Here is a 21,208-nt window from a genome sequence, read left to right as displayed (position 1 = left end):
ATGAATGACCGATCGCCCGGCTCGCGAGCGGCTCGAGGCGCTCCAGCGGACCATCATGACGTGCTGGTACAGCCCGTTCCAGCTCGCCCGCTCCGCGCTCGACATGACCGTCTCCCGCCTGATGGGCGCGCGCGGCGACTTCCGGCTCCTCGAGGCGATCGCCGGGCCCCAGCCGCCGTTCGACTTCGCCGCCCGCAGCGGCGCCGCGCGCGACGAGCTCTGGCTCGACTACGTGGCGGACACCGGCGACGGCTTCAACCCGACGTACGCGATCGCGAGCGTGCTCGCCCGGCCGGCGCTCTCGCTCGGCGGGCGGGAGACGCGGCGCGGAGAGGTGCTGATCATGGGCGGGGACCAGGTGTACCCCTCGGCCACGCGGCAGGCGTACTGGACGCGCCTCGTCGAGCCCTACGCGGCCGCGCTCCCGAAGGCCGAGGTGAACGAGGCGCCGTACCTGTTCGCGATCCCCGGCAACCACGACTGGTACGACGGGCTGACGAGCTTCATGCGCCTGTTCGGCCAGAAGCGCACGCTCGGCGCGTGGAAGACGCTCCAGTCGCGGAGCTACTTCGCGCTGAAGCTCCCCCACGGCTTCTGGCTGCTCGGCGTGGACATCCACCTCGAGGCCGACATCGACCAGCCGCAGATCGAGTATTTCTGCCGGCTGACGAGGCAGGAGATGCGCGACGGCGATCGCGTGGTGATCTGCACCGCCGAGCCGGACTGGGTGAAGGGCGCCATCTACAACCCCGATCTCCAGAGCAACCTCGCGTTCTTCGAGAAGCAGCTCGCCGACGCGCGGCCCGGGGTCGAGGTCGTCGCGCGCGTCGCCGGCGATCTGCACCACTACCGGCGCCACGAGTCCGCGGACGGCCGGCAGAACATCACCGCGGGCGGCGGGGGCGCGTTCCTGCACCCGACCCACGGCGAGTCGGTCGCGGAGGTCCGCTCCGGCGCGGGCGCGGACCAGCGTCGCTACGCCCTGAAGGCGTCGTTCCCGTCGGAGTCGGAGTCGCGCCGGCTCGCCTGGCGCAACCTCCTGTTCGCCCGGTACAACCTCGGCTTCTGGCCCGTGGCGGCCTTCGTCTACATGCTCTCTTCCCTGACGTTGCCGAAGCCTGGTTCGGGCGCGGTGGCGTGGGTGCTCGTCGTCCTGCTCCTGTTCATCTTCTTCACCGACACGAGCCGGGCCTGGTATCGGCGCCTCGCCGGCTCGCTCCACGCCGTCGCGCACCTCGGGGCCGCGCTGGGGCTCACCTACCTCGGCGGCGCGCTGCTCGGCGTCGACGTCCGGCACCACGCTTCGCTGTGGAGCCTCCTCGGCGTGACGCTCTTCGTCGGCGTGACCGGCGCCGTGGTCGGGTCGACGCTCATGGGCGTCTATCTCCTGATCTCGCTCAACACCGCGCGGCGGCACGGCAACGAGGCCTTCTCGGCGCTCCGGATCGAGGACTACAAGAACTTCCTGCGCATCCACGTCCACCCCGGGGGTCTCACCGTCTACCCCGTCGGGCTGAGAAAGGTGCCGCGCGCGTGGAAGGTGGCCGAGGATCGCAAGCCCGGCGAGCCGTGGTTCGTCCCCGCGTGCGGCGCGCTCGAGCCGGAGCTCATCGAGGAGCCGATCACGATCCCGGTCGCGCCGCAGCATCGCCGGCGCGGCCAGCCCACGACCGACGCGGCGGTCGCCGGCGTGTGCGAGCGCTCGGCCAGCGAGCCGCGCGAACCGCAGGAACTCAGGGAGCGGCGCGAGCCGCAGGAGCTGAGCGAGCCGCGCGAGCCGCAGGAACTCAGGGAGCGGCGCGAGCCGCAGGGACTGAGCGAGCCGCAGGAGCCGCGCGTGCTGCACGAGCCGCGGAGCCGCCCCCCGGCGGCAGGCGCGACCGCGGACGCCGGCGCGCCCGATCCGTAGAGGTCGGGATCACCGGGCGAACGCCCCTGTTGCATGAGGCAGATCGCCTCATGCCGGGACATTCTGCCTTCCTCCCGCTGGGCACATCCGAGCACGTGCGGAAGCCACCGCGGAGGGCGGCACGACTGGCCTGCTCGCGAGGCGCTCGTGGGCGCTCTGTTGCGCGCGTGTCCACGGCGCTCCCGGGAGCCGCGCTGTCAGGGCGAGGCAGCGAAGTTGGGCATCGTCGGCGCTGGCGGGCGCGGGCAGATGGCGCGCTGCTCCCCGGGGGGCGCCAGCGGATCCTGGCCTTCGCGCGGGCACGAGCCCGGACCGTTGGCGATGGCGTCCTGCTCGCGGTCCTCCGGGGTCCAATCGCGGTTGATGCTGGGCGCATTCGCGAGCCCCTCGGCACACCCGGTGGAGGCGGCGACGAGGAGCAGCGCGAGGGCGGCGCGGATCGAGGAGCGAAGAGATCGTTTCATGGGCACATCCCATCTCCACCGTGGCGCCGGCGCTTGTCGCGCCGGAGCACGGAAGCCGTCAGGGTTTCCCGACGACTGTTCACGGTCCGTGCCAGGTCGAGGTTGTCGGTCCGTTCGGCGGCCGGTCCGCCCGTCGCGGCCGCCGGCCTCGGCCCTGCGAGGCGGTCGAGCCGAGCGCGGCGAGGCGGTCGAGCCGAGCGCGGCGAGGGCGGCCGCGGTCGCGGCGTGATGCGTCGCGCATGGCTTGCGTCCGTGCGCAAAGGCCCAAGGTGGTCGGCGGGGGGGTCTGTGCCCAGCGCGACCCCGGAAGGAGTGTCGATATGGCGAGGGACGTCATCGAGGTCCTCAACGACCTCATCCAGCTCGATCGCGACGCGATCGCGTCGTACGATCAGGCCATCGAGGCGTGCGAGCGCGCTCCGATCAGGGGGATGCTCGCGAGGTTCAGGGACGACCACGCGCGCCACGTGGTGGATCTGAGCGCGCACGTGGCGTCGCTCGGCGGCGCGCCGGCGCAGACCCGCGACCTCAAGGGCAAGATCATCGAGGGGTTCACGGCGATCACGAGCATGGGAGACCAGAGCGCGCTCCTCGCGATGCGCGGCAACGAGGAGCTCTCGAACCGGCAGTACGAGGCGGCGCTGAACGAGGGGCTCACGACCGAGGCGCGGGCGATCGTCGAGCGCAACTACGACGATGAGAAGCGGCACCTCGCGTGGATCAAGGACGCGCTGTCGAGGAAGGTCTGGGAGCAGGCCGCGTAGGCGGGCGCTCGGCCCGCGACCGTGGCGAACACGAGCTCTGGGAGCAGGCCGCGTAGGCGGGCGCTCGGCCCGCGACCGTGGCGAACACGAACTCTGGGAGCAGGCCGCGTAGGCGGGCGCTCGGCCCGCGACCGTGGCGAACACGAACTCGAGCAGGTTGCATGGTGGGGGTAGTATGAAATCGAATCGGTACATCCATGTCGCGCTCACCGTGGGCGCGCTCGCGGCCGCGCCGGCGCTGGCGGCCGCTCAGACGGGCAGCACGGGCCAGCCGCACCAGCGTGAGTCGGGCACCCCGGGAGCGGCGCAGGGCGGCGCGCAGCAGGGCAGCGCGCAGCAGGGCGGCAGCGCGCAGCAGGGCGGAAGCGCGAAGCCGCAAGGCGACCAGGCCGGCGCGAGCGGCGGCCAGCGCGCGCAGCAACAGGGGCAAGGCCAGCAGAAGCAGGCCATGAAGCCCATGAAGCTTCACGAGCAGATCTCGTTTCAGGTCGAGGACGGGTGCACGTACACGGCCTCCGTGAACGGCCGGATCGAGCAGACAGCGGCGGGCAAATCGCAGCAGCCCTCGGGCAGCCAGCCCGGCGGCGGCAGCCAGGGACGGGGCGGCACGGGCGCGCAGGGCCAGACGGGCGGCGCCGCGCAGGCGCCCGGCAGCGGCGCCCACGCCCACGCCGGCGGCGCGCAGGGGCGCGACCAGGACACCGGCGGCGTGCAGGCTCCGGCCGGCGGCGCTCAGGCGGGCGGCCCTCAGGGTGGCAGCCAGGCGCAGGCCGGAAGGGCGCAGGGCGGTGGCACTCAAGGCGAGCGCCAGGCCCAGGCCGGCGGCGCTCAGGGCGGCGGCCAGGCCGGGTCACGGGCCGGCGACCAGGAGAAGGTGAAGCCCGACCTGACCGTCTCCGCATCGATGAGCTGCCCGAACACGCCCGAGCTCCGGGTCACGGACACGCTGAAGACGGACACCGCGGTGTCCCGCTCGGAGCTCGAGGAGATGATCTCGCGCCGCGCGAGCATCGCGACCCAGAAGAGCGGGCGCTTCTGCATGTACGTGCCGCAGTTCGAGCTGACGCGCGAGAAGCTGAGCGGAAAGGGCATCGCCCAGCTCTGCCGCGTGCCGGCGCCGGATCAGAAGCAGGGAATGCGGTAGGCAGCGGGGGTGGGAGACGGCAGGCCTGGAGGCGCGTGCCGCCAGCACAGGCCAGCGGTAGAGCCGCCGCGCGCGTGGGCGCGGCGGCTCAGGCTGCGGAGGAGAGGCTCAGATCAGAGGGGAGGACAGGGGGCGAGCCTGCCGATCTTGAAGGGCCGCGGCGCGCCGGCGCCCGTGACGGTGTCCGAAATCGGGAAATAATTGCTGAGCGAGGCCGCGGAGACGCTCCAGGTGTGGCCCACCGGCTTTCCCGAGGCATCTGTATAGATGCGCATGAAGGCCGTCCCCTCCCCCGGGGTGAACACGTTGCCGACGCACCGGCTGTCGGGATAGCTCGCGCTGCAGCCATGCTTCGAGGAGGTAGAGTCGGCGATCGGCACCGCCCACTGCAGCAGCGTAGTGTCGACGCTCGGGCCCAGCCCGCTCGGGGCCGGCGTCGCCGGGCCCGTGATGATCGCGGTGTGCCCGGAGTACGTCATCGTCGCGTCGATGATGAGGACGTCGCCCTCGTCGACGCCTGCGATGTTCTCGATCTCCTCGAAGTGGGGCTGCGCGGCGAAGAAGTTGTCGTAGTACTGCGACGAGTTCGGGCTGGTCGAGCCCCAGAGGACGGCGATATCCGTGTTCGTGTACCCGAACGCGGCCTTCTGGACCGCTGTCAAGAACACGGCGCCGCTCGGCACCAGTGTGGAATCACCGATGAGATCGAACGCGGCATCAGAGAGATCGACGCACGCGTCGGCGGCCTCGGCGGGGGCAGAGCCGAGCGCGACGAGAGAAGCCGCAGCAGACACCATCAGGAAACGAGCCGCATTGCTGAGCATGAAGTACCTCGGTTGACGGTTACCACGTTGCCGTTCCGCAGGCCGAGCAGATTCGGTTGAGGAGGTCGTTCGGGTACATCCAGAGAATCGCACCTGGTCGGGTCGAGCCTAGCATCCAATGTTTACTTCCTATACACGGCTTCCGTCAACACACTTCGAGCAGCACGCGAGCAAAAGACTCATTTTGATAGGCTCATGTGGGACACAAGAGCTCTTCGGATGGCAACGCCGGACAGTGTCCACCGTTTTGATGGAGGCCGCGACTCATCAACTCGACCATCAGGCGGCTGACGCCGTGCGCCAACCATCGCCGAGAGAGGGCAGCTCCCGATCGGACGATCCCGGAGATTGACTCTGCTGGAATCCAGCAACACTCCACGCTGAAGGCCGGATCCGAGCTGCGCGGCGATGGCCTTGGCGGCCAGGACGCGACAGCGATCGGTCGGGGTTGTCGCGGTTGACGACGGTGCGCGGGGCTCCAGGTGACGGAGCGATCGACCGGAGGTCCACGATGACGAAGCGACCGAGCAGCCCTTATGAGAAAGATTCACGCTGCTGGCCCGGCTACGAGCCGGTCCCCGGCAAGCGACCGAACGAGCAGGGAAGCTGCCGCAAGAAGCCCGCGAGCAGGAACGGAGGGGTCGAGGTCGACCGAGAGGAGGCCCGGCGCAAGGCCGAGCAGGCGGCCCGGAGTCCGGAGGAGCGCGCCGCGGTCAAGCAGAAGAGCAGCTCACCCGAGGTGCGCGCCGAGGGACGGGGAACGGCGAGGAGCGCGCCCAAGGGCGGCACGCGCCCCCGATCCTCGGCGCGCTCCGGCTGAGCGGCAGCGGGGGACGGGCGCGCCTGCCCGGGCTGGTGATGCAGCGGCGATCACTCCGAGAACGGCGTGCAGGACGTCAGCTTGCCGATGGCGTAGGGACGCGTGGAGGGCGAATAGTAGGTAGCGCCCGAGGTGACGCTCCAGGTATATCCCAGCAGGTCTCCCGAGGGATTCGTGTAGAGGCGCATCGACGCCGTACCCGTACCCCCGGCGAACGTGCCTGCCTTGCAATCACCCGACCAGCGGCTGTCCGGGTAGCTGACGCTGCAACCGTGGACCGATGAGGTCGCGTCGGCGATCGGCAACGCCCATTGCCTCGTGCTCGCGTAGATCGGGCTCAGGGCCGTCGAGAGCTCCGTCGCCGGACCCGTGATGATCGCGGTGTGGCCGCTGTACGTGACGGTGCCCGACGCGTTGACCACATGGTTGATGGCCAGGAGGTCGCCCGCCGCGATATCGGCGACATTGGTGACGCGATCGAAATAGTTCTCTGCGACGATGTTGTCGTAGTAGAGATGAGAGTTCGGGCTGGTCGAACCCCAGAGCACGGCGATGTCGGTGCTCGTGTACCCCGACTGGTTCTTCATGGCGAGCGTGAAGAACGGCGCGCCGTTCGAGACCGATGTCCCAGCCGCGATGATGTTGAGCGCCTCATCCGCTATATCGCTGCACGCCTCGGCCGGAGCGGAGCTGAGCGCCACGAGAGAAGCAGCAGCAGAGACCATCAGAAAACGAGCCGCATTGCTGAGCATGAATTACCTCGGTTGACGGTTGCAACGTTGCCGTTCCACAGGTCGAACAGATTCGGTCTAGGAGGTCGATCAGTCACAGCCAGAAAGTGGCACCTGGTCGGGTCGAGCCTAGCGTCCAACATCTACTGCCTATACCAGGTCACCGTCAACCTGCTTCGACCCCGATATTCAGTCGAGGCATCGTTTTTCTAGGTTCATGTAGTACATATCAGCTCCCCGGTCGCATTGCCGCATAGCGTCGACCAATGCATGAACGCCACACTCGACTCATCCGAGCGTCCATGCGGCAGCGCCTCGCACGGACGCCTTGCGAGACGCGCCCTCGAGGAAGCTCGGCTCTGGAGACTGGTCCTGCTGGATTCCAGCGCCCTCGATTGAATTTTATTAACCGTACTGCAATCCCGCTGCGCCGCCGGGCCGGGACTGGGCGCGGGCGGCGAGGGAACGCGGGGGAGAGAACGCTCGCGGGCGGCGCACCGGGGAGGAGGTCGCGCTCCGGGTCAGCCCCGTGATTCGCGAGGGCGACGAGCGCCGCGGGGCGGCACCAGGCTGCCGCCCCGCTCCAGCTCCCCTCCCCGCTGATGACCTCCGTACGGCAGCTCATCCAGCACAGGCACCGCCGGCGGCCGACCGCGCGCGCCGTTCTTCCCGAGCCGCGCCGTCCGTCGGCACCCCCGCCCCGGGCTGCGGCGCCTCGCCGTCGTCCTCCAGACCCGGCGGCGGCTGCCCGAGGGCGCGGCGCCCGATGAAGCGGAGGTCCCGCGCGATCACCTCCGTGCGGTAGCGCCGGATTCCGTCCTTCTCGTAGCTCGACGTGCGCAGCCCGCCCTCGATCAGCACGCCGTCCCCCTGGTCAGGATCTTCGCGAGGATCCGAGATTGCCCATGAGAATCACCTTGTTCAGTCCTTCGTTCATGATGTGCTCCCTTGGATTGAATGTCGTCTTCTGACCTCGACGGCGGTGGCTCGGATGCTCGGGGTCGGCACGACCACGCTCCGGCGGCTCGAGGGCACGCTCTTCCGACCCGGCCCCTTATCAAGGGAGCTGCTACGCGTAGGCGAGCGCGCGCGGTGAGAGTGGCGACTGCCCGCGGCGTGCGCGTGCGCGAACGCGCTGCCGGCGTGCGACGAAGTGCTCGTGGTCACCTGGGTGAACAGAAGCGTTGGCTCCGGTCGAAGAACGGCGTACGATGCTGCGCTGATGTCAATGTTCAGATCGAGACAGGAGGCCTCGCGGCATCCCTGCAAAGCGTCCGTGGAGGGCGGGCGGCTTTGCGCCGCCGTTCCGCGGCGCGCGGCGAGCTCCTGCGCGATGAGCCGCAGGCCATGACGCGTAGGCGCCCGACAATCGCCCTGCTGATCGACAACATGGCGGGCGACTACCAGTCGGACGTGCGGTCCGGCATCGAGCGCGCCGCCGAGGCGCACGGCGTCAACCTCCTGATCGCGTTCGCGTTCGGAGAGCAGATCCCCCTGCCCGGGTCGACCGAGGCCGCCAGGAGGAGCCTCTATCACATCATCGGTTCGGAGGTCGTCGACGGCATCATCGTCGCTTCGTCGACCCTTTGCCATCTCGTCACTATCGACGCCATGCGGGAGTTCTGCCGGTCTTCGTCGTTGCCGCTCTGCAGCATCGGGATGGCGATAGACGAGATCCCGAGCCTCATGGTCGACAACGCCCTCGGGACCGAGATCTCGGTCCTGCACCTTGTCGACGAGCACGCGTGCAGGAGGATCGCGTATATCAGTGGTCCTACCAATAATGAAGAGGCGCTCCTCCGCGCCGGCGGTTACCGGAAGGCGCTCGCGGCGCGCTCCATTGCTTACGATGAGCGCCTCTTCGTGTCCGGCGCGTTCACCGTGGGCAGCGGGCGCGCCGCCATCCGCGAGCTCCTGGATCGTGGGGTCGATTTCGACGCCATCGTCGCCGCCAACGACTGCATGGCGCTCGGCGCGATCGACCTGCTCGAGGAGCGGGGCATCGACGTGCCCGGCGACGTCCTTGTGTGCGGCTTCGACGACATCCGCACGGCCCGCTTCACCAAGCCGTCGCTCTCCACCGTTCGCCAGCCCACCAAGGAACTCGCGGGGCTCGCCGTGGAGACGGTCCTCCAGATGATCGAGGGCGAGCCTGTCCCGGTGCTCCGGCTGGTGGGCGTAGAGCTGACGCGGCGCGTGTCCTGCGGCTGCGGGCGCAAGGCGGGCCCCCTGCTTCTCCCTCCGGGGGCCGCCGCGTGGAGCGGTCCGAGCTCGCTCGTTGGCCAGCGGGCGTCGCTGGAGCGCGCGCTCGCGCAGGCGGTCACGATCTCGGCCCGCTCGCTCGACGGATGGGCGGACAGGCTGCTCTCGGCGCTGGAAGAAGAGCTCGCCGGGGACAGGGGCCGTTTCCTGCGTGGGCTCGAGGAGCTCCTCGACGCGGCCCGGCGCGAGGGGGTGCTCCTCGAGCAGTTCCAGTCCGTGATCTCGCTCCTGCGCGCGCGGCTCCAGAGGGCGCCGGAGCAGGGCGGCGACGCCGCTCTGAACGAGACGCTGGAGCCGATCTGGCACGCTTCCCGGATCGCCATCGGAAGCGCGTCCGTGCATGTCGAGGGGGAGCAGCGGCTCAAGGTGGAGCTCGCCGCGATCGACCTCAACTATGGGATGAGGCACTTCTCCACGTGCCTGAGCCTGCCGGTGCTCCGGTCCACGCTGGCGGCGGATCTGCCGAAGCTCCAGTTCTCGCGCGTCGCTGTGTCGCTCTTCGACGACGCGCTGCGCTCCACCATGAGCCTGTTATTCTGGATGGAGGACGGCCGCGAGGTGGAGGTGCCGCCCATGAGCTTCCCGGCGCACCACCTCGCGCCCCCGGGGTTCCTGAGCGGCGATGAGCGCTGGAGCGTGATCATGTTCCCGATCGCGTTCGGCGGGGTCGAGAAGTTCGGCCTCGCGGTGGTCGACGGCCAGCCGAACGAGATGATCTACGACGCGTTGCGCCTCCAGCTCGGCTCGGCGGTGAAGGTGGCGACGCTGCACCGGGAGGTGGTGCGGCACGTGGAGCTGCGCGAGCGGATCGAGCAGGAGAAGGTCCGCGAGGAGAGCCGCGTCGCGGCGCGCATCCAGACGACGCTGGTGCCAGAGCAGCTCTCGGTCGAGGGGCTCGATCTCTGCGCGACGATGAAGCCGGCCGCCGAGGTCGGCGGCGATTACTACGATGTGATCGCGACGCCGGACGGGGGCTGGATCGGGATCGGCGACGTGGCGGGGCACGGGCTCGCGGCGGGGCTCATCATGCTGATGATCCAGAGCATGGTGTCGGTGATGGCGTCGAGCCCCGCCGCGGCGGCGGGCCCGCGCGGGATCGTGTGCGCGGTCAACCGGGCGGTGTACAAGAACGTCCGCGACCGCCTGAAGCGGGACGAGCACGCGACGCTCCTGCTCATGCGGTACACACGCGACGGCCGCGTGACGTTCGCCGGCGCGCACGAGGACATCCTCGTCTGCTCGCCGCGCACGAGGCGCTGCGCGAGGATCCCGACGAGCGGGGTGTTCATCGGCGCGCTGCCCGAGATCGACGCGATGACGCGGGACGCCGAGCTCGTGCTGGAGGACGGAGACGTCCTCGTGCTCTACAGCGACGGCGTGACCGAGGCACGCAACGAGCATCACGAGCAGTTCGGGCTGGACCGGCTCTGCGCCACCGTCGAAGCGTCCCAGTCCGCGCCCGTGGAGGTGATCCGCGATCGCATCCTCGGGGCGGTCGAGGGCTGGTGCCCGAGCCTCGACGACGACATCACGATCCTGGTGGCGCGGTACCGCAAGCCCGGGTAGCCGGAGGCCGGCCGGGCCGCGCCGGCCGGCGTGCCGACGCGCGGCGAGGCGGCTCCGGGCCGCCGCCTCGCTCGCGCCGGCCTCGCGATCAGTACGGCAATTCATCCAGCACAGGCACCTCCGGCGGCCGCCCGCGCGCGCCGTTCTTCCCGAGCCGCGCCGTCGTCGGCACCCCCGCCCCGGGCTGCGTCGGCTCGCCGTCGTCCTCCAGACCCGGCGGCGGCTGCCCGAGGGCGCGGCGCCCGGTGAAGCGGAGGTCCCGCGCGATCACCTCCGTGCGGTAGCGGCGGATTCCATCCTTCTCGTAGCTCGACGTGCGCAGCCCGCCCTCGATCAGCACGCCGTCCCCCTTGGTCAGGACCTTCGCGAGCGCCTCGGCGCGCGGCCCCCAGAACACGATGTTGTGCCACTCGGTGCGCTCCTTGGGCTCCTTGTTCTTGTCGACGAACGACTCGTTCGTCGCCATCCGGAGCTGGAGCACCGGCGTGCCGTTGCCGGTGTAGCGCAGCTCCGGATCGGACCCGAGATTGCCCATGAGAATCACCTTGTTCAGTCCTTCGTTCATGATGTGCTCCCTTGGATTGAATGTCGTCTTCTGACGTCGTTTGTTGTCGTCTCTGCCGTCTGTACCGTGTGCTGCCGTTCGTGCTCTTCTCTACGTTTGCCTGCCGTGGTGCGTCGCTCCTCGTGAGGCGCCATGTCGTCGTGGATGACGAGGAGCGGGTCCGGCGGCGCCCCGTCGCCGGACTCGCCCTCTCACGGGTCTCGCTCAGGAGTCCATCGCCGCGCTGCCCCCGGGCCGCGCCGGCCCCGCCGCGTCGACGGCGGCGCGGAGCGACGTGGCGAGGGTCGGCTTGCCGATCAGCGCCTCGCGGGCGCGCTCCCTCCCCTGCCCTATGTGCTCGCCGCCGAACGACAGGTGCGCGCCGCTCTTCTCCACGACGCCGAGCTGGCAGGCGAAGTCGATGAGATCCGCAGCGCTGTCGATCCCGGCCCCCCAGCGGATGTCGAACTCGGCCTCCTTGAACGGCGGCGCCATCTTGTTCTTGATCACCTTGACGCGCGTCCTCGACCCTATCGCCTCGTCGCTCACCTTCACCGGACCCACGCGGCGCACGTCGAGGCGCACGCTCGCGTAGAACTTGAGGGCGTTGCCGCCGGTGGTCACCTCGGGGTTGCCAAAGACGACGCCGATCTTCTGCCGGAGCTGGTTGATGAAGATGAGCGTCGTGTCCGTGCGGTGGCATATCCCCGTGAGCTTGCGGAGCGCCTGGCTCATCAGCCGCGCCTGGAGGCCCATGTGGGAATCGCCCATGTCCCCCTCGATCTCGGCCTTCGGCGTGAGCGCAGCCACCGAGTCGACGACGATCACGTCGACGGCGCTCGAGCGCGCGAGCATCTCGACGATCTCGAGCGCCTGCTCGCCGTTGTCGGGCTGCGAGACGAGCAGCCTGTCGATGTCGACGCCGATCGAGCGCGCGTACGTGACGTCGAACGCGTGCTCGGCGTCGATGAACGCGGCGACGCCGCCGGACCGCTGCGCCTCCCGCATCGCGTGGAGCGTCAAGGTCGTCTTCCCCGACGACTCCGGGCCGTAGATCTCCACGATGCGCCCGCGCGGGTACCCGCCGATCCCGAGCGCGGCGTCCAGCGACAGCGAGCCGGTCCGGATCAGGCCGATGTCCCTCGTCTCACTCTCGTCGTTCAAGGCCATGATCGCCCCTTTCCCGAACTGCTTCTCGATGGTGTTAACAACGGTCTTCACGGTGCGGAGCTTCTCGGCGATCTCGGTCATCATGTTGGATTCTCCCTTGTCGAACGTGCTTGTTGTCTGCGCGCCCCCGAGCGCGCGAACAGCCGATGCGACGCGGCCGTCGGGGCGGCCGCGATCGCGCCCGCGTCGCTGCGGGCGCAATAATCCTGGGTCACGCGGCGGGCACACGCGCCCGCCGCGGCGGTGGCGGGCTCAGGCGCCCGCGGCGGCGGCGGGCGGCGGCCCGGCGGCGGCCTCGCGGTCGAAGAGCCGCGCGCCGATCGCCTCGGCCACGTGCGCGGCGCGCACGGCAGGGCTCCCGTCCATGTCGGCGAGCGTCCGGGCGACCCGCAGCACCTTGGTGTACGCCCGCGCCGAGAGGCCGAGCCGCTCCACGGCCGACGCGAGCACGCGCGCGCCCGAGGCGTCCGGCATCGCGACGCGCGCGAGGTCGCGCGGGCCGAGCTCGGCGTTGTAGGTCGCGACGACCTCCCCCGCCTCGAACCGCGCGCGCTGCGCGGCCCGGGCCTCCACCACGCGCGCCCGCACCGCCGCGGAGCTCTCGGGCGCGTGGAGCGACGCGCGGCCGCCGCCCTCTCCCGCGCGGAGCGGCGCGCACAGGTGCGCGACGTCGACCGGGGGCAAGGCGATGTGCAGGTCGATGCGATCGAGCAGCGGCCCGCTCAGCCGCGCGCGGTAGGCGCGGACGCGGTCGATGGAGCAGACGCAGCGATTCCCGCGGTCGCCGTGGAAGCCGCACGGACAGGGGTTGATCGCGGCGACGAGGATCGGGCGCGCCGGGAAGACGACGCGGGCGCGGGCGCGGCAGAGGGCGACCGTGCCCTCTTCGAGCGGCTCGCGGAGGGCCTCGAGGACGCCGCGGCGGAACTCGAGGAGCTCGTCGAGGAACAGGCAGCCATGGTGGGCCAGCGAGACCTCGCCGGGGCGGATCGGATCGCCGCCGCCCACGAGCCCCGCGGCGCTCACCGTGTGGTGCGGGGCGCGGAAGGGGCGCGTCGCGACGAGGCCCCTGTCGGGCGAGAGCAGGCCCGCGACCGAGTGGATCGCCGTGATGTCGAGCGCCTCTTCATGGGTCAGGGGCGGCAAGATCGTGGGCAGCCGGCGAGCGAGCATGGTCTTTCCGCTGCCCGGAGGGCCCATCATGATGAGGTTGTGTCCCCCGGCGGACGCGATCTCGAGGGCGCGGCGCGCCCCGTGCTGGCCGCGGACCTCGGCGAGGTCCACCGACGCGACGCCCGGCTCGGCGGCGAGCGGGGCGATCGAGCCGGCGCCGGGAAGGGCCTTGTTGCCGCGCAGGTGCGCGACGACCTGGCTGAGGTGCTCCGCGATGAGGACATCGACGCCGGCCACGCTCGCCGCCTCGCGCGCGTTGCCCTGGGGCACGATCGCGCGCCCGATCCCCTGCTCCGCCGCGCCGCGCAGCGCCGGCAGGACGCCGCGGACCGGGCGCACCGCGCCGCTCAACGAGAGCTCGCCGAGCAGGCCGATCCGGTCGAGCCCCTCGGAGGGGATCTTGCCGAGCGCGGCGAGCGCGGCGAGCGCGATGGCGAGGTCGTAGGCGCCGCCGCTCTTCTTGAGATCTGCCGGGGCGAGGTTCACGGTGATCACGTATTCGTCGAGCTCGACGCCGAGTTGCTGGAGCGCGGCGCGGACGCGCACGCGGCTCTCGCGGACGCTCGCCTCGGCGAGGCCCACCATCTGGAAGAACGACGGGCCGCGGCCGGAGTCGACCTCCACGCGGATGGGGTGGGCGTCGAGCCCGAGCAGAGAGAAGGTGAGCGCCGTGGCCTGCATGCCGGAGCCCTTTCGCGAACGGCGTGCCAGGCGGGTGCGGCTGTGATTTCAGGGACTTACGAGGCGGCGAGGGGTGGCGGACGCGCGGAGGGGGTGGCGGCCGCCAGGGCTCCGGGACGAGGCGCTCGCCCTGCGAGCCGAGGTGGCGTCTCGGCGCGCCAGCGTGGCGGCTCGCCGGCGTCGGAGGGTCGCCGCCAGCGAGCACCCGTCGGCCCGAGAGGCACAAGAGAACAGAGATGAAGTTCTATTCTTCTCTTCGTGAGGCATCCCCTCGAATTCTTCGAAAATTCACAGGGGGGCGGGGAGACGGGAAAAAAATCTCAAATACTCCCCGCCTCCCCGCCTCCCCGCCTCCCTGTTCAACTTCTCCGCTGAATGGCTACGAAAGAGGAGAATCATCAGCTTCTGTTCCGCTCTTCTATTCCCCTCGCGTTCCTCGCATGCTTGCGGTCCTCTTCTCTTGCCATGGACAGGTTTTCGCGCGATTCCGACGTGATGGGCGTCCTGGACGCGCTCTCCAGCACCGTACGTGACAGTGACGCACGCCCCGGGCACCACCGTTGCAATGAAGCCATACGAGGTCGCGGGCGCCGCACGGTGCGGCGCACACGAGGCCTCCGTTGAATCCATCGAAAAGGCAGGTACCCATGGACGCACTTCGCACAATCCAGACCGGGCTCGGGCTCGCGCTCGTGACCGCGCTCGCCCTCGTGACCGCGTCCGCGTCGGCAGAGAGCCCCGACGCCTCCAGGCAAGCAGGGCTCCAGTGTACCATGTCGTCGGGCTTCAGCCTGACCGGCAGGGAATGGGGCCAGGTGTTCATGACGCGGACGCCGGGTATCTGCAAACGGGTGCGCATGGGCGGCTCCGCGCCGCCGGACTTCCCCTCCTGCCATCAGCGCGCCAGGGAGCTCGGATGTTACACGGTCGTCGACTGATCGAGCGCCCAGCGCGACGCGCGTGACCGGCGCGCAGATGACCGTGGCGCCGCGCCGGGTCATGACGCCGGGTGAGCCCGGCGCGGCGCCTCGCGAGCGCTACCTCGCCACGACCGCCGCGGTATCGTCGCCGGGCTCGGACACCACCCATCGAGCGCTCCCAGGAGACGGCCGCAGATCGCGCTGACGGGCGAGAGCTCGACACCTCCGCCATCGCACCGCAATCCACATCCGTCCACACGCAAAATTTTTACTGTGGACATCAGCGCCTCGCCGGCGGTACCACTCAGGGTGATGCCCGGATGGCGCTCCGATCCACGCTGGCGGCGCGCGGCCACGAGGGAAGCGACGCAAGGATGAGAGAGCGGCACCGCCGATACGATCGGAGTCGAAACCAGGGCCGCGCCGGCCATCGCCGGCGCAAGGAACCCGAGCCGAGCGATCCTTCCGGCCTTCGACGTGGGCGCGCCGACCCGCAGCGCTGAAACGATCAGACAAGACAAACGATGCGCTTCAACAAATTCATATGGTCTCTGTTTTGCAGCTCGAAGGCGGGCCGGGCTGCCATTTCCAGATACGAATCGCTCCTCGCGCGAGACGAGCGATGGGCCGAGCTCGCCCCGAAGGGCTGGATGGATAAGCTCCGGCCGATCGATCCGATGGCCGCGCGGGCGGTGTTCGACCAGGCCGTCGGCGAGCGGGTCGCTTCCCAGGATCATGCCGGCGAGCTCTACGAGCGACTCCTGGACGACGGCTTCACGCTCTCGCTCGAAATCGAGGACGGCGAGACCATCTACACGGTCGTTGGTGGCGACGAGCCCGAAGCCTGGCTCAACATGATCCAGGGCATCTCCCTGGGGCTGTTCAAGGCCCACCCCGAGCACTTCGCGCTGTACCTCTTCCTGCGCAAGTTCAACCGATTCAACGAGATCTGTGATGAGTTCGGGATCGCCGTCCCGGTGCTCCCGGGCAAGGCGAGCTGGCGGGATCGGGCGATGTTCTACCTGCGCATCAACGCGTCCCTCCAGGAGTTCCGCCGCATCCATGGGCTGACCCCCGCCGAGCTCTGCGCGTTCCTGTACGACTTCGCGCCGCACCACCTCGCGCAGGAGCAAGGCGAGCTCCCGCCCGCGTCGAAGGTCTGGTTCCTCATGGGCGGCGCGGGAGACAGCAGCGATTTCGAGTTCCTTGACGGTGCCGGCGAAGGCTCCACGAGCTACTGGCAGGGGAAGGTCGACACGCGCCGGGGAGACATCCTGGTGATGTGGTGCGTCTCCCCGCGCAGCTACATCCACTCCATCTGGCGCGCGGAGACCGACGGCTTCATCGATCCGTTCTTCCACTACCACAGCACGGTGTGGATCGGGTCGCCGGTGAAGGTCCCCGAGATCCCGTTCCGCGAGCTCGCCGCAGATCCGGTCTGGTCCAGGAAGCCTGCCGTGAGAGCGCACTTTCAGGGCGCGAGCGGCAAGCCCGTGACAGCCGAGGAGTACGACGCGCTGCTCCGGATGATCAAGCGGAAGCGCGGCAGGATGTCGGAGCTCCCCCGGCTTCACAGGCCGGACCTGCCAGATCATGACGACGTGGAGAGCGAGCGGGAGGTCGAACAGGGGCTGCTCGAGCCGCTCCTCCGAGAGCTCGGTTATGTGGAACGCGACTGGATCCGGAACATGCCCGTCCGCATGGGCCGCGGCGAGCGGGTGTACCCGGATTACGCGATCGGCGCCGTGCTGAAGCGGGGCGAGGAGACCGCGCGGATCATCGTCGAGGCCAAGCGAGAGCTCGCGACCGACAAGCAGATCCTCGACGCGTACCAGCAAGCGAAGTCGTACGCGCAACGCCTCCAGTCAGCCGCCTTCGTCCTGGTCGCCCGCGAGGGCATCTGGATCTTCTTGCAGGAGAAAGGAGGGTTCTTGAGGAGCCGATACCTGCACAAGTCGTGGGCAGAGCTCCGCGGCTCGGATGGACTCCACGAGGTGAAGCTGGTGATCGGCAAGGCAAAGTCGCGCGTCTGGGCCGCCGCACCGCGGGTGCCTGGCTGACGGGCGCTCAGGAGGGCGCCGGTCCTCGCCGCCGTGGCCACGCACCGGCGGCTCTGCTCCGTGTCGCCCCCCGACGTCGGCTGCCCGGCCCCCCGCCGACCCGCCCTTGAGCGCGCGCCCGCCGCGCTACCCCGGCGCGCGGTACCTCGCCACCACGATCGGGATGCGGCGCCCCTCCGCCTCGGCGTCCGGCGCTTCCTCGTCACGCCGCCGGTTCGCGCATCAGACGTCGTCGATCGAGACCAGCTCCGGGCACATGCGATCCAGGGGCTTCAGGCTCCGCCGTTGCCACGTCAGCCGCGCGTCCGTGACGAACCGTATCCGGAACTTCATCCCGTTGGCGGCGAGGCCGCAGATGAAGCCGACGAACGCCTTGATGCAGCTCGAGCTCATGAACCGCATGCCGCGCACGTCGAACTCGACGGTGCCGATCGAGAGCCGCGTCACCTCGCCTTCCAGCGCCTTGACATACCGCTTGAGCGGCGCAGCCGCCGCCATGTCGCCCGCCCCGGTGAGCTTGACGGTCAGGGTGTCGTCGCTCAGGGCAGGCTCGATCCGGAGGCCGTCCGCGACCACGGGATCCACGCTCAAGCTGCTCATCTCTCCTCCATCTCTCGACAAGAACGCACGCTCATCGCCGGTTCGACCACCCGCGCTGCTCGCCCGGTGGTCGATACCAGCCTTCCAGGCTACGAGCTCCTCGGGCCGGATCCAATCCCTTCCTGCACCACGATCATCGTCGGCACGGGGCTCGTGTGGGTGAGCGGTGCTCGGACTCACGGCGGGCCCTGATCTGCCCCGTGATGGCCAGATACGTGGCGCAGCACACGCGGCGCAGAGCAGCTCCTCGACGCCATCGGCGCTTTGTGGATCGCTCCCGGCGTGATCCGGGCGCGGGGCCACCTGGGTCGCCGCGCGCCCACACGATCGAGCGCCGCGCGCCCACACCATCGAGCGCCGATCGCCGCCCTCGATCCATCGATTCCGGTCCTCCGCGCGGCGGACGGCCTGAGGCGTGGGGCAGCCCACCACGACTACCGCTGGACGATCCGCCGGCGCCCTCTCCTCCTTCATGAGCGCCGGTCGCAGCTCGTGAACCGCGCGACGCGCGGCGATGAGCGTGTGTGCCAGATGCGATGACGCGTCGTACCGAGCACCATCGCTGCTCAGCCTACATCCGTGACGCAGATGTGGAATCGTGCCTTTACGGAAAATCACGTCGCCCCGCATTGCATGCTTGAACAATCATTTCGTCTGGCCTTACAATCTTGGTTTGTGCGTTGTGTGGCCACGGAGCTACACGGCACCACGGAGGCATCCATGATTCGATTGCCCGGTTCACGGTGGGCGACGTTCGGCGCGCTCGTCGCATCCCTGACTGCAATATCGCTCTCCGGCTCTCCGGCGCAGGCGGCGCCGTCGTTCACCGCCTTCGAGAGCGGGCAGGTCCGCCCGCTGGCCATGTCACCGGACGGGAAGCTCCTCTTCGCCGTCAACACGCCCGATAACCGCCTCGAGGTGTTCCGCATCGGGAGCAGCGGCCTGGAGCACCGCGCGTCGATATCGGTGGGCCTGGAGCCCGTCGCCGTCGCCGCGCGCAGCAACAATGAGGTCTGGGTCGTCAACCACCTGTCGGACAGCGTGAGCGTCGTCCAGCTCGGCCTCGGCGGCAACACCGGGCGCGTCGTGCGCACGCTCCTCGTGGGCGACGAGCCGCGCGATATCGTGTTCGCCGGCCCGGGGCGGGGGCGCGCCTTCATCACGACCGCCCACCGCGGCCAGAACAGCCCCATCGATCCGCAGCTCACGACGCCGGGCGTCGGGCGCGCCGACGTGTGGGTCTTCAACGCGAACCAGCTCGGCAACTCGCTCGGGGGCAATCCGCTCAACATCATCACCCTCTTCAGCGATACGCCGCGCGCCCTGGCCGTGACCCCGGACGGCACCCGCGTGTACGCGGCGGCGTTCCACTCCGGGAACCGCACCGCCACCGTCAACGAGGCGCTGGTCCCCGACGGCTTCGGGGCGAACGGCGTGCCCGGCGTGCCAGGCCCCAGCACCAACTTCGAGGGCGTGCCGGCGCCCGAGACGGCCATCATCGTGAAGTACGACGGCGGACACTGGTATGACGAGCTGGGAAATCTCTGGGACAACCAGATGAGGTTCTCGCTGCCCGACAAGGACGTCTTCGTCATCGACGCCACCGCGAACCCCCCCGCCTGGATCAGCGGCGCGCAGGGCTTCTTCTCCGGCGTCGGGACGATCCTCTTCAACATGGCCGTCAACCCGGTGAACGGGAAGGTCTACGTGGCCAACACCGAGGCCTTCAGCCAGCAGAGCTTCGAGGGGCCCGGCATCTTCTCCGGCGGCGAGACCACGCGCGGCCACCTGCACGAGAGCCGGATCACCGTCCTCAGCCCGGGGGGCGTCGCGCCGCGGCACCTCAACAAGCACATCGATTACAGCACCTGCTGCGCCCCGGTCCCCAACGCGGAGAACGCGAAGAGCCTCGCCTTCCCGCAGGAGATGGCCGTGACCAGCAACGGCGCGACGCTGTACGTCGCCGCGCTCGGATCGAGCAAGATCGGCGTCTTCAGCACCGCCGCGCTCGAGAACGACACGTTCGTGCCGAGCACCACGAACCAGATCCCGGTGAGCGGCGGCGGGCCGACCGGGCTCGTGCTCGACGAGAGCCGGAATCGCCTCTACGTGCTGACGCGCTTCGACAACTCGATCTCGATCATCAACACCACGACGAAGACCGAGGTGGGACACGTCCCGATGTACAACCCCGAGCCGGACAGCATCGTGAACGGCCGCCGCTTCCTCTATGACGCCTCGCTCACGTCGAGCCACGGCGACTCGGCCTGCGCGAGCTGCCACGTCTTCGGCGATCAGGACGACCTCGCCTGGAACCTCGGCAACCCCGACGGCACCGTCGTGACGGACCCGGGCCCCTTCCCGTTCGGCCTCTATGACGTCATCTTCAACCAGCCCATCACCGACCCGATCTTCCACCCGATGAAGGGCCCGATGATGTCGCAGAGCCTCCGCGGGCTCGCCAACCACGGGCCGATGCACTGGCGCGGCGACCGCACCGGCGGCAACCTCGAGCCGAGCGCCCAGCCGGACGACGGATCGTTCGACGAGCGGGAGGCCTTCCGGCAGTTCCAGGCGGCGTTCCCGGGCCTGCTCGGACGCGACCAGCCCATCCCCGCCCAGGACATGGAGGCGTTCGCCGACTTCATGCTCCAGGTCACCTACCCGCCCAACCCGATCAGGAACCTGGACAACTCGCTCACGCCCGATCAGCAGGCAGGAAAGGACTTCTTCAACGGCGACATCGTCAACTCGATCGCGAGCTGCGGCGGATGCCACGTGGTCGACCCCGACGCCAACCCGGGCGACGACTTCCCCGGCTTCTTCGGGACCGACGGCAGCTCCGTCTTCGACTTCCAGACGCAGCTCTTCAAGATACCGCAGCTCCGCAACGTGTACACCAAGGTCGGCGCCTTCGGCCTCGCGGACATCCCGTTCGCCTTCCTGTCGCGCGACAACCAGCACATGGGCGACCAGATCCGCGCGTTCGGCATCCTGAACAACGGCACCGTCGACACGATGTACCGGTTCTTCTCCGCGATCGGGTTCTCCGACCAGTTCCCGAACAACCCCGACGCCATCCCCTTCACGCCGGCGGGCGACGTGATCCGCCGGCAGCTCGAGGCCTACGTGCTCGCCATCGAGAGCAACATGGCGCCCATCGTGGGCCAGCAGGTGACGCTCAACCATTCGAACGGCTCGGTGGTCGCGCCGCGCATCGACCTGCTCATGGATCGCGCCGACGTCGGGGAGTGCGATCTCGTGGCGAAGACCCAGGGGTTCCTGCACGAGATCGGGTTCCTCTACGTGGGAGGCGGCCAGTTCCTCACCGACCGGCAGATCGTCCCGCCGATCGGGGACGCGGTGCTCCGGCTCCTCGCCACCCAGACTCACCACGATCTGACCTACACGTGCACGCCGCCCGGCTCGGGCGTGCGCGTCGGCATCGATCGCGACACCGACGGCTTCCTCGACGGGGATGAGCGGGACGCGGGCAGCGATCCCGCCGACCCGAGCAGCACGCCCTGACCCGGGCCGCGCCCGCGCTGCTGCGCTCCCCGCGCAGCAGCGCGGCGC

At 69.7% G+C, this 21,208-nt stretch carries 16 protein-coding genes; 8 read left to right on the top strand and 8 right to left on the bottom strand.

All coding sequences use genetic code 11. The features are described 5' to 3' along the window. Positions 1-4 precede the first annotated feature (4 nt). The gene (locus WME76_RS09390) at positions 5-1,909 is read left to right on the top strand and encodes a metallophosphoesterase (RefSeq protein WP_437959818.1); all 1,905 of its coding nucleotides are present in this window, start codon (positions 5-7) and stop codon (positions 1,907-1,909) included. A 197-nt stretch (positions 1,910-2,106) separates the two neighbouring features. On the opposite strand, the gene WME76_RS09385 is transcribed toward WME76_RS09390, so the two are convergent. Then, positions 2,107-2,373, bottom strand: a complete 267-nt coding sequence (locus tag WME76_RS09385) for a hypothetical protein (RefSeq protein ID WP_433935803.1) — start codon at positions 2,371-2,373, stop codon at positions 2,107-2,109. A gap of 320 nt (positions 2,374-2,693) precedes the next feature. Between WME76_RS09385 and WME76_RS09380 the strand changes: the two genes are divergently transcribed. Both WME76_RS09380 and WME76_RS09375 read left to right on the top strand, forming a co-directional pair. After that, positions 2,694-3,137: a PA2169 family four-helix-bundle protein gene (locus WME76_RS09380; protein ID WP_437959817.1), complete on the top strand. Its 444-nt coding sequence runs from the start codon at positions 2,694-2,696 to the stop codon at positions 3,135-3,137. Between the two features lie 175 nt (positions 3,138-3,312). Beyond that, positions 3,313-4,281, top strand: coding sequence for a hypothetical protein (locus WME76_RS09375; RefSeq protein ID WP_437959816.1), 969 nt, complete (start codon positions 3,313-3,315; stop codon positions 4,279-4,281). Positions 4,282-4,394: 113 nt separating this feature from the next. On the opposite strand, the gene WME76_RS09370 is transcribed toward WME76_RS09375, so the two are convergent. Next, the gene (locus WME76_RS09370) at positions 4,395-5,105 is read right to left on the bottom strand and encodes a hypothetical protein (RefSeq protein ID WP_437959815.1); all 711 of its coding nucleotides are present in this window, start codon (positions 5,103-5,105) and stop codon (positions 4,395-4,397) included. A gap of 511 nt (positions 5,106-5,616) precedes the next feature. Here WME76_RS09370 and WME76_RS09365 point away from each other — a divergent pair. Next, on the top strand, positions 5,617-5,925 hold the full coding sequence (locus WME76_RS09365) for a hypothetical protein (protein ID WP_437959814.1): 309 nt from the start codon (positions 5,617-5,619) through the stop codon (positions 5,923-5,925). A 50-nt stretch (positions 5,926-5,975) separates the two neighbouring features. Here WME76_RS09365 and WME76_RS09360 read toward each other — a convergent pair whose 3' ends face one another. Together WME76_RS09360 and WME76_RS09355 are read right to left on the bottom strand one after the other, a co-directional pair. Continuing rightward, positions 5,976-6,677, bottom strand: coding sequence for a hypothetical protein (locus WME76_RS09360; protein WP_437959813.1), 702 nt, complete (start codon positions 6,675-6,677; stop codon positions 5,976-5,978). Positions 6,678-7,277: 600 nt separating this feature from the next. Continuing rightward, positions 7,278-7,517, bottom strand: a complete 240-nt coding sequence (locus WME76_RS09355) for a single-stranded DNA-binding protein (protein WP_437959812.1) — start codon at positions 7,515-7,517, stop codon at positions 7,278-7,280. 486 nt (positions 7,518-8,003) lie between these two features. Between WME76_RS09355 and WME76_RS09350 the strand changes: the two genes are divergently transcribed. Then, positions 8,004-10,484 (top strand): SpoIIE family protein phosphatase, encoded by a 2,481-nt coding sequence (locus WME76_RS09350; protein WP_437959811.1) that lies wholly within the window; start codon positions 8,004-8,006, stop codon positions 10,482-10,484. A gap of 88 nt (positions 10,485-10,572) precedes the next feature. On the opposite strand, the gene WME76_RS09345 is transcribed toward WME76_RS09350, so the two are convergent. From WME76_RS09345 to WME76_RS09335, 3 genes are all read right to left on the bottom strand, one after another. Further along, positions 10,573-11,049, bottom strand: a complete 477-nt coding sequence (locus WME76_RS09345; protein WP_437959810.1) for a single-stranded DNA-binding protein — start codon at positions 11,047-11,049, stop codon at positions 10,573-10,575. Positions 11,050-11,253: 204 nt separating this feature from the next. Beyond that, positions 11,254-12,282 carry a recombinase RecA gene (recA, locus tag WME76_RS09340; RefSeq protein ID WP_437959809.1) on the bottom strand — a complete coding sequence of 343 codons (1,029 nt, stop codon included), beginning with the start codon at positions 12,280-12,282 and terminating at the stop codon, positions 11,254-11,256. Between the two features lie 168 nt (positions 12,283-12,450). Continuing rightward, positions 12,451-14,052, bottom strand: coding sequence for a YifB family Mg chelatase-like AAA ATPase (locus tag WME76_RS09335; protein WP_437959808.1), 1,602 nt, complete (start codon positions 14,050-14,052; stop codon positions 12,451-12,453). Between the two features lie 647 nt (positions 14,053-14,699). Between WME76_RS09335 and WME76_RS09330 the strand changes: the two genes are divergently transcribed. Further along, on the top strand, positions 14,700-14,990 hold the full coding sequence (locus tag WME76_RS09330) for a hypothetical protein (protein WP_437959807.1): 291 nt from the start codon (positions 14,700-14,702) through the stop codon (positions 14,988-14,990). A 632-nt stretch (positions 14,991-15,622) separates the two neighbouring features. Then, positions 15,623-17,032: a hypothetical protein gene (locus WME76_RS09325; RefSeq protein WP_437959806.1), complete on the top strand. Its 1,410-nt coding sequence runs from the start codon at positions 15,623-15,625 to the stop codon at positions 17,030-17,032. Between the two features lie 222 nt (positions 17,033-17,254). Here the strand turns inward: WME76_RS09325 and WME76_RS09320 are convergent, their stop codons facing one another. After that, the gene (locus tag WME76_RS09320; protein WP_437959805.1) at positions 17,255-17,632 is read right to left on the bottom strand and encodes a hypothetical protein; all 378 of its coding nucleotides are present in this window, start codon (positions 17,630-17,632) and stop codon (positions 17,255-17,257) included. A 720-nt stretch (positions 17,633-18,352) separates the two neighbouring features. Between WME76_RS09320 and WME76_RS09315 the strand changes: the two genes are divergently transcribed. Next, positions 18,353-21,160: a beta-propeller fold lactonase family protein gene (locus WME76_RS09315; protein ID WP_437959804.1), complete on the top strand. Its 2,808-nt coding sequence runs from the start codon at positions 18,353-18,355 to the stop codon at positions 21,158-21,160. The last annotated feature ends 48 nt before the right edge of the window (positions 21,161-21,208 follow it).

Origin of the sequence: Sorangium sp. So ce119 (genome assembly GCF_051524405.1) — a bacterium.
Taxonomy (GTDB): domain Bacteria; phylum Myxococcota_A; class Polyangia; order Polyangiales; family Polyangiaceae; genus Sorangium; species Sorangium cellulosum_G.
Note: the sequence above shows the minus strand (reverse complement) of the source record. Positions and strands in the feature narration are given on the sequence as shown.

What these genes read in the sequence shown, in the direction of transcription:
- WME76_RS09390 (WP_437959818.1), top strand. Translation starts at nt 5, where the DNA reads ATGACCGATCGCCCGGCTCGCGAGCGGCTCGAGGCGCTCCAGCGGACC.
- WME76_RS09385 (WP_433935803.1), bottom strand. Translation starts at nt 2,373, where the DNA reads ATGAAACGATCTCTTCGCTCCTCGATCCGCGCCGCCCTCGCGCTGCTC.
- WME76_RS09380 (WP_437959817.1), top strand. Translation starts at nt 2,694, where the DNA reads ATGGCGAGGGACGTCATCGAGGTCCTCAACGACCTCATCCAGCTCGAT.
- WME76_RS09375 (WP_437959816.1), top strand. Translation starts at nt 3,313, where the DNA reads ATGAAATCGAATCGGTACATCCATGTCGCGCTCACCGTGGGCGCGCTC.
- WME76_RS09370 (WP_437959815.1), bottom strand. Translation starts at nt 5,105, where the DNA reads ATGCTCAGCAATGCGGCTCGTTTCCTGATGGTGTCTGCTGCGGCTTCT.
- WME76_RS09365 (WP_437959814.1), top strand. Translation starts at nt 5,617, where the DNA reads ATGACGAAGCGACCGAGCAGCCCTTATGAGAAAGATTCACGCTGCTGG.
- WME76_RS09360 (WP_437959813.1), bottom strand. Translation starts at nt 6,677, where the DNA reads ATGCTCAGCAATGCGGCTCGTTTTCTGATGGTCTCTGCTGCTGCTTCT.
- WME76_RS09350 (WP_437959811.1), top strand. Translation starts at nt 8,004, where the DNA reads ATGACGCGTAGGCGCCCGACAATCGCCCTGCTGATCGACAACATGGCG.
- WME76_RS09345 (WP_437959810.1), bottom strand. Translation starts at nt 11,049, where the DNA reads ATGAACGAAGGACTGAACAAGGTGATTCTCATGGGCAATCTCGGGTCC.
- recA (WP_437959809.1), bottom strand. Translation starts at nt 12,282, where the DNA reads ATGATGACCGAGATCGCCGAGAAGCTCCGCACCGTGAAGACCGTTGTT.
- WME76_RS09335 (WP_437959808.1), bottom strand. Translation starts at nt 14,052, where the DNA reads ATGCAGGCCACGGCGCTCACCTTCTCTCTGCTCGGGCTCGACGCCCAC.
- WME76_RS09330 (WP_437959807.1), top strand. Translation starts at nt 14,700, where the DNA reads ATGGACGCACTTCGCACAATCCAGACCGGGCTCGGGCTCGCGCTCGTG.
- WME76_RS09325 (WP_437959806.1), top strand. Translation starts at nt 15,623, where the DNA reads ATGGATAAGCTCCGGCCGATCGATCCGATGGCCGCGCGGGCGGTGTTC.
- WME76_RS09320 (WP_437959805.1), bottom strand. Translation starts at nt 17,632, where the DNA reads ATGAGCAGCTTGAGCGTGGATCCCGTGGTCGCGGACGGCCTCCGGATC.
- WME76_RS09315 (WP_437959804.1), top strand. Translation starts at nt 18,353, where the DNA reads ATGATTCGATTGCCCGGTTCACGGTGGGCGACGTTCGGCGCGCTCGTC.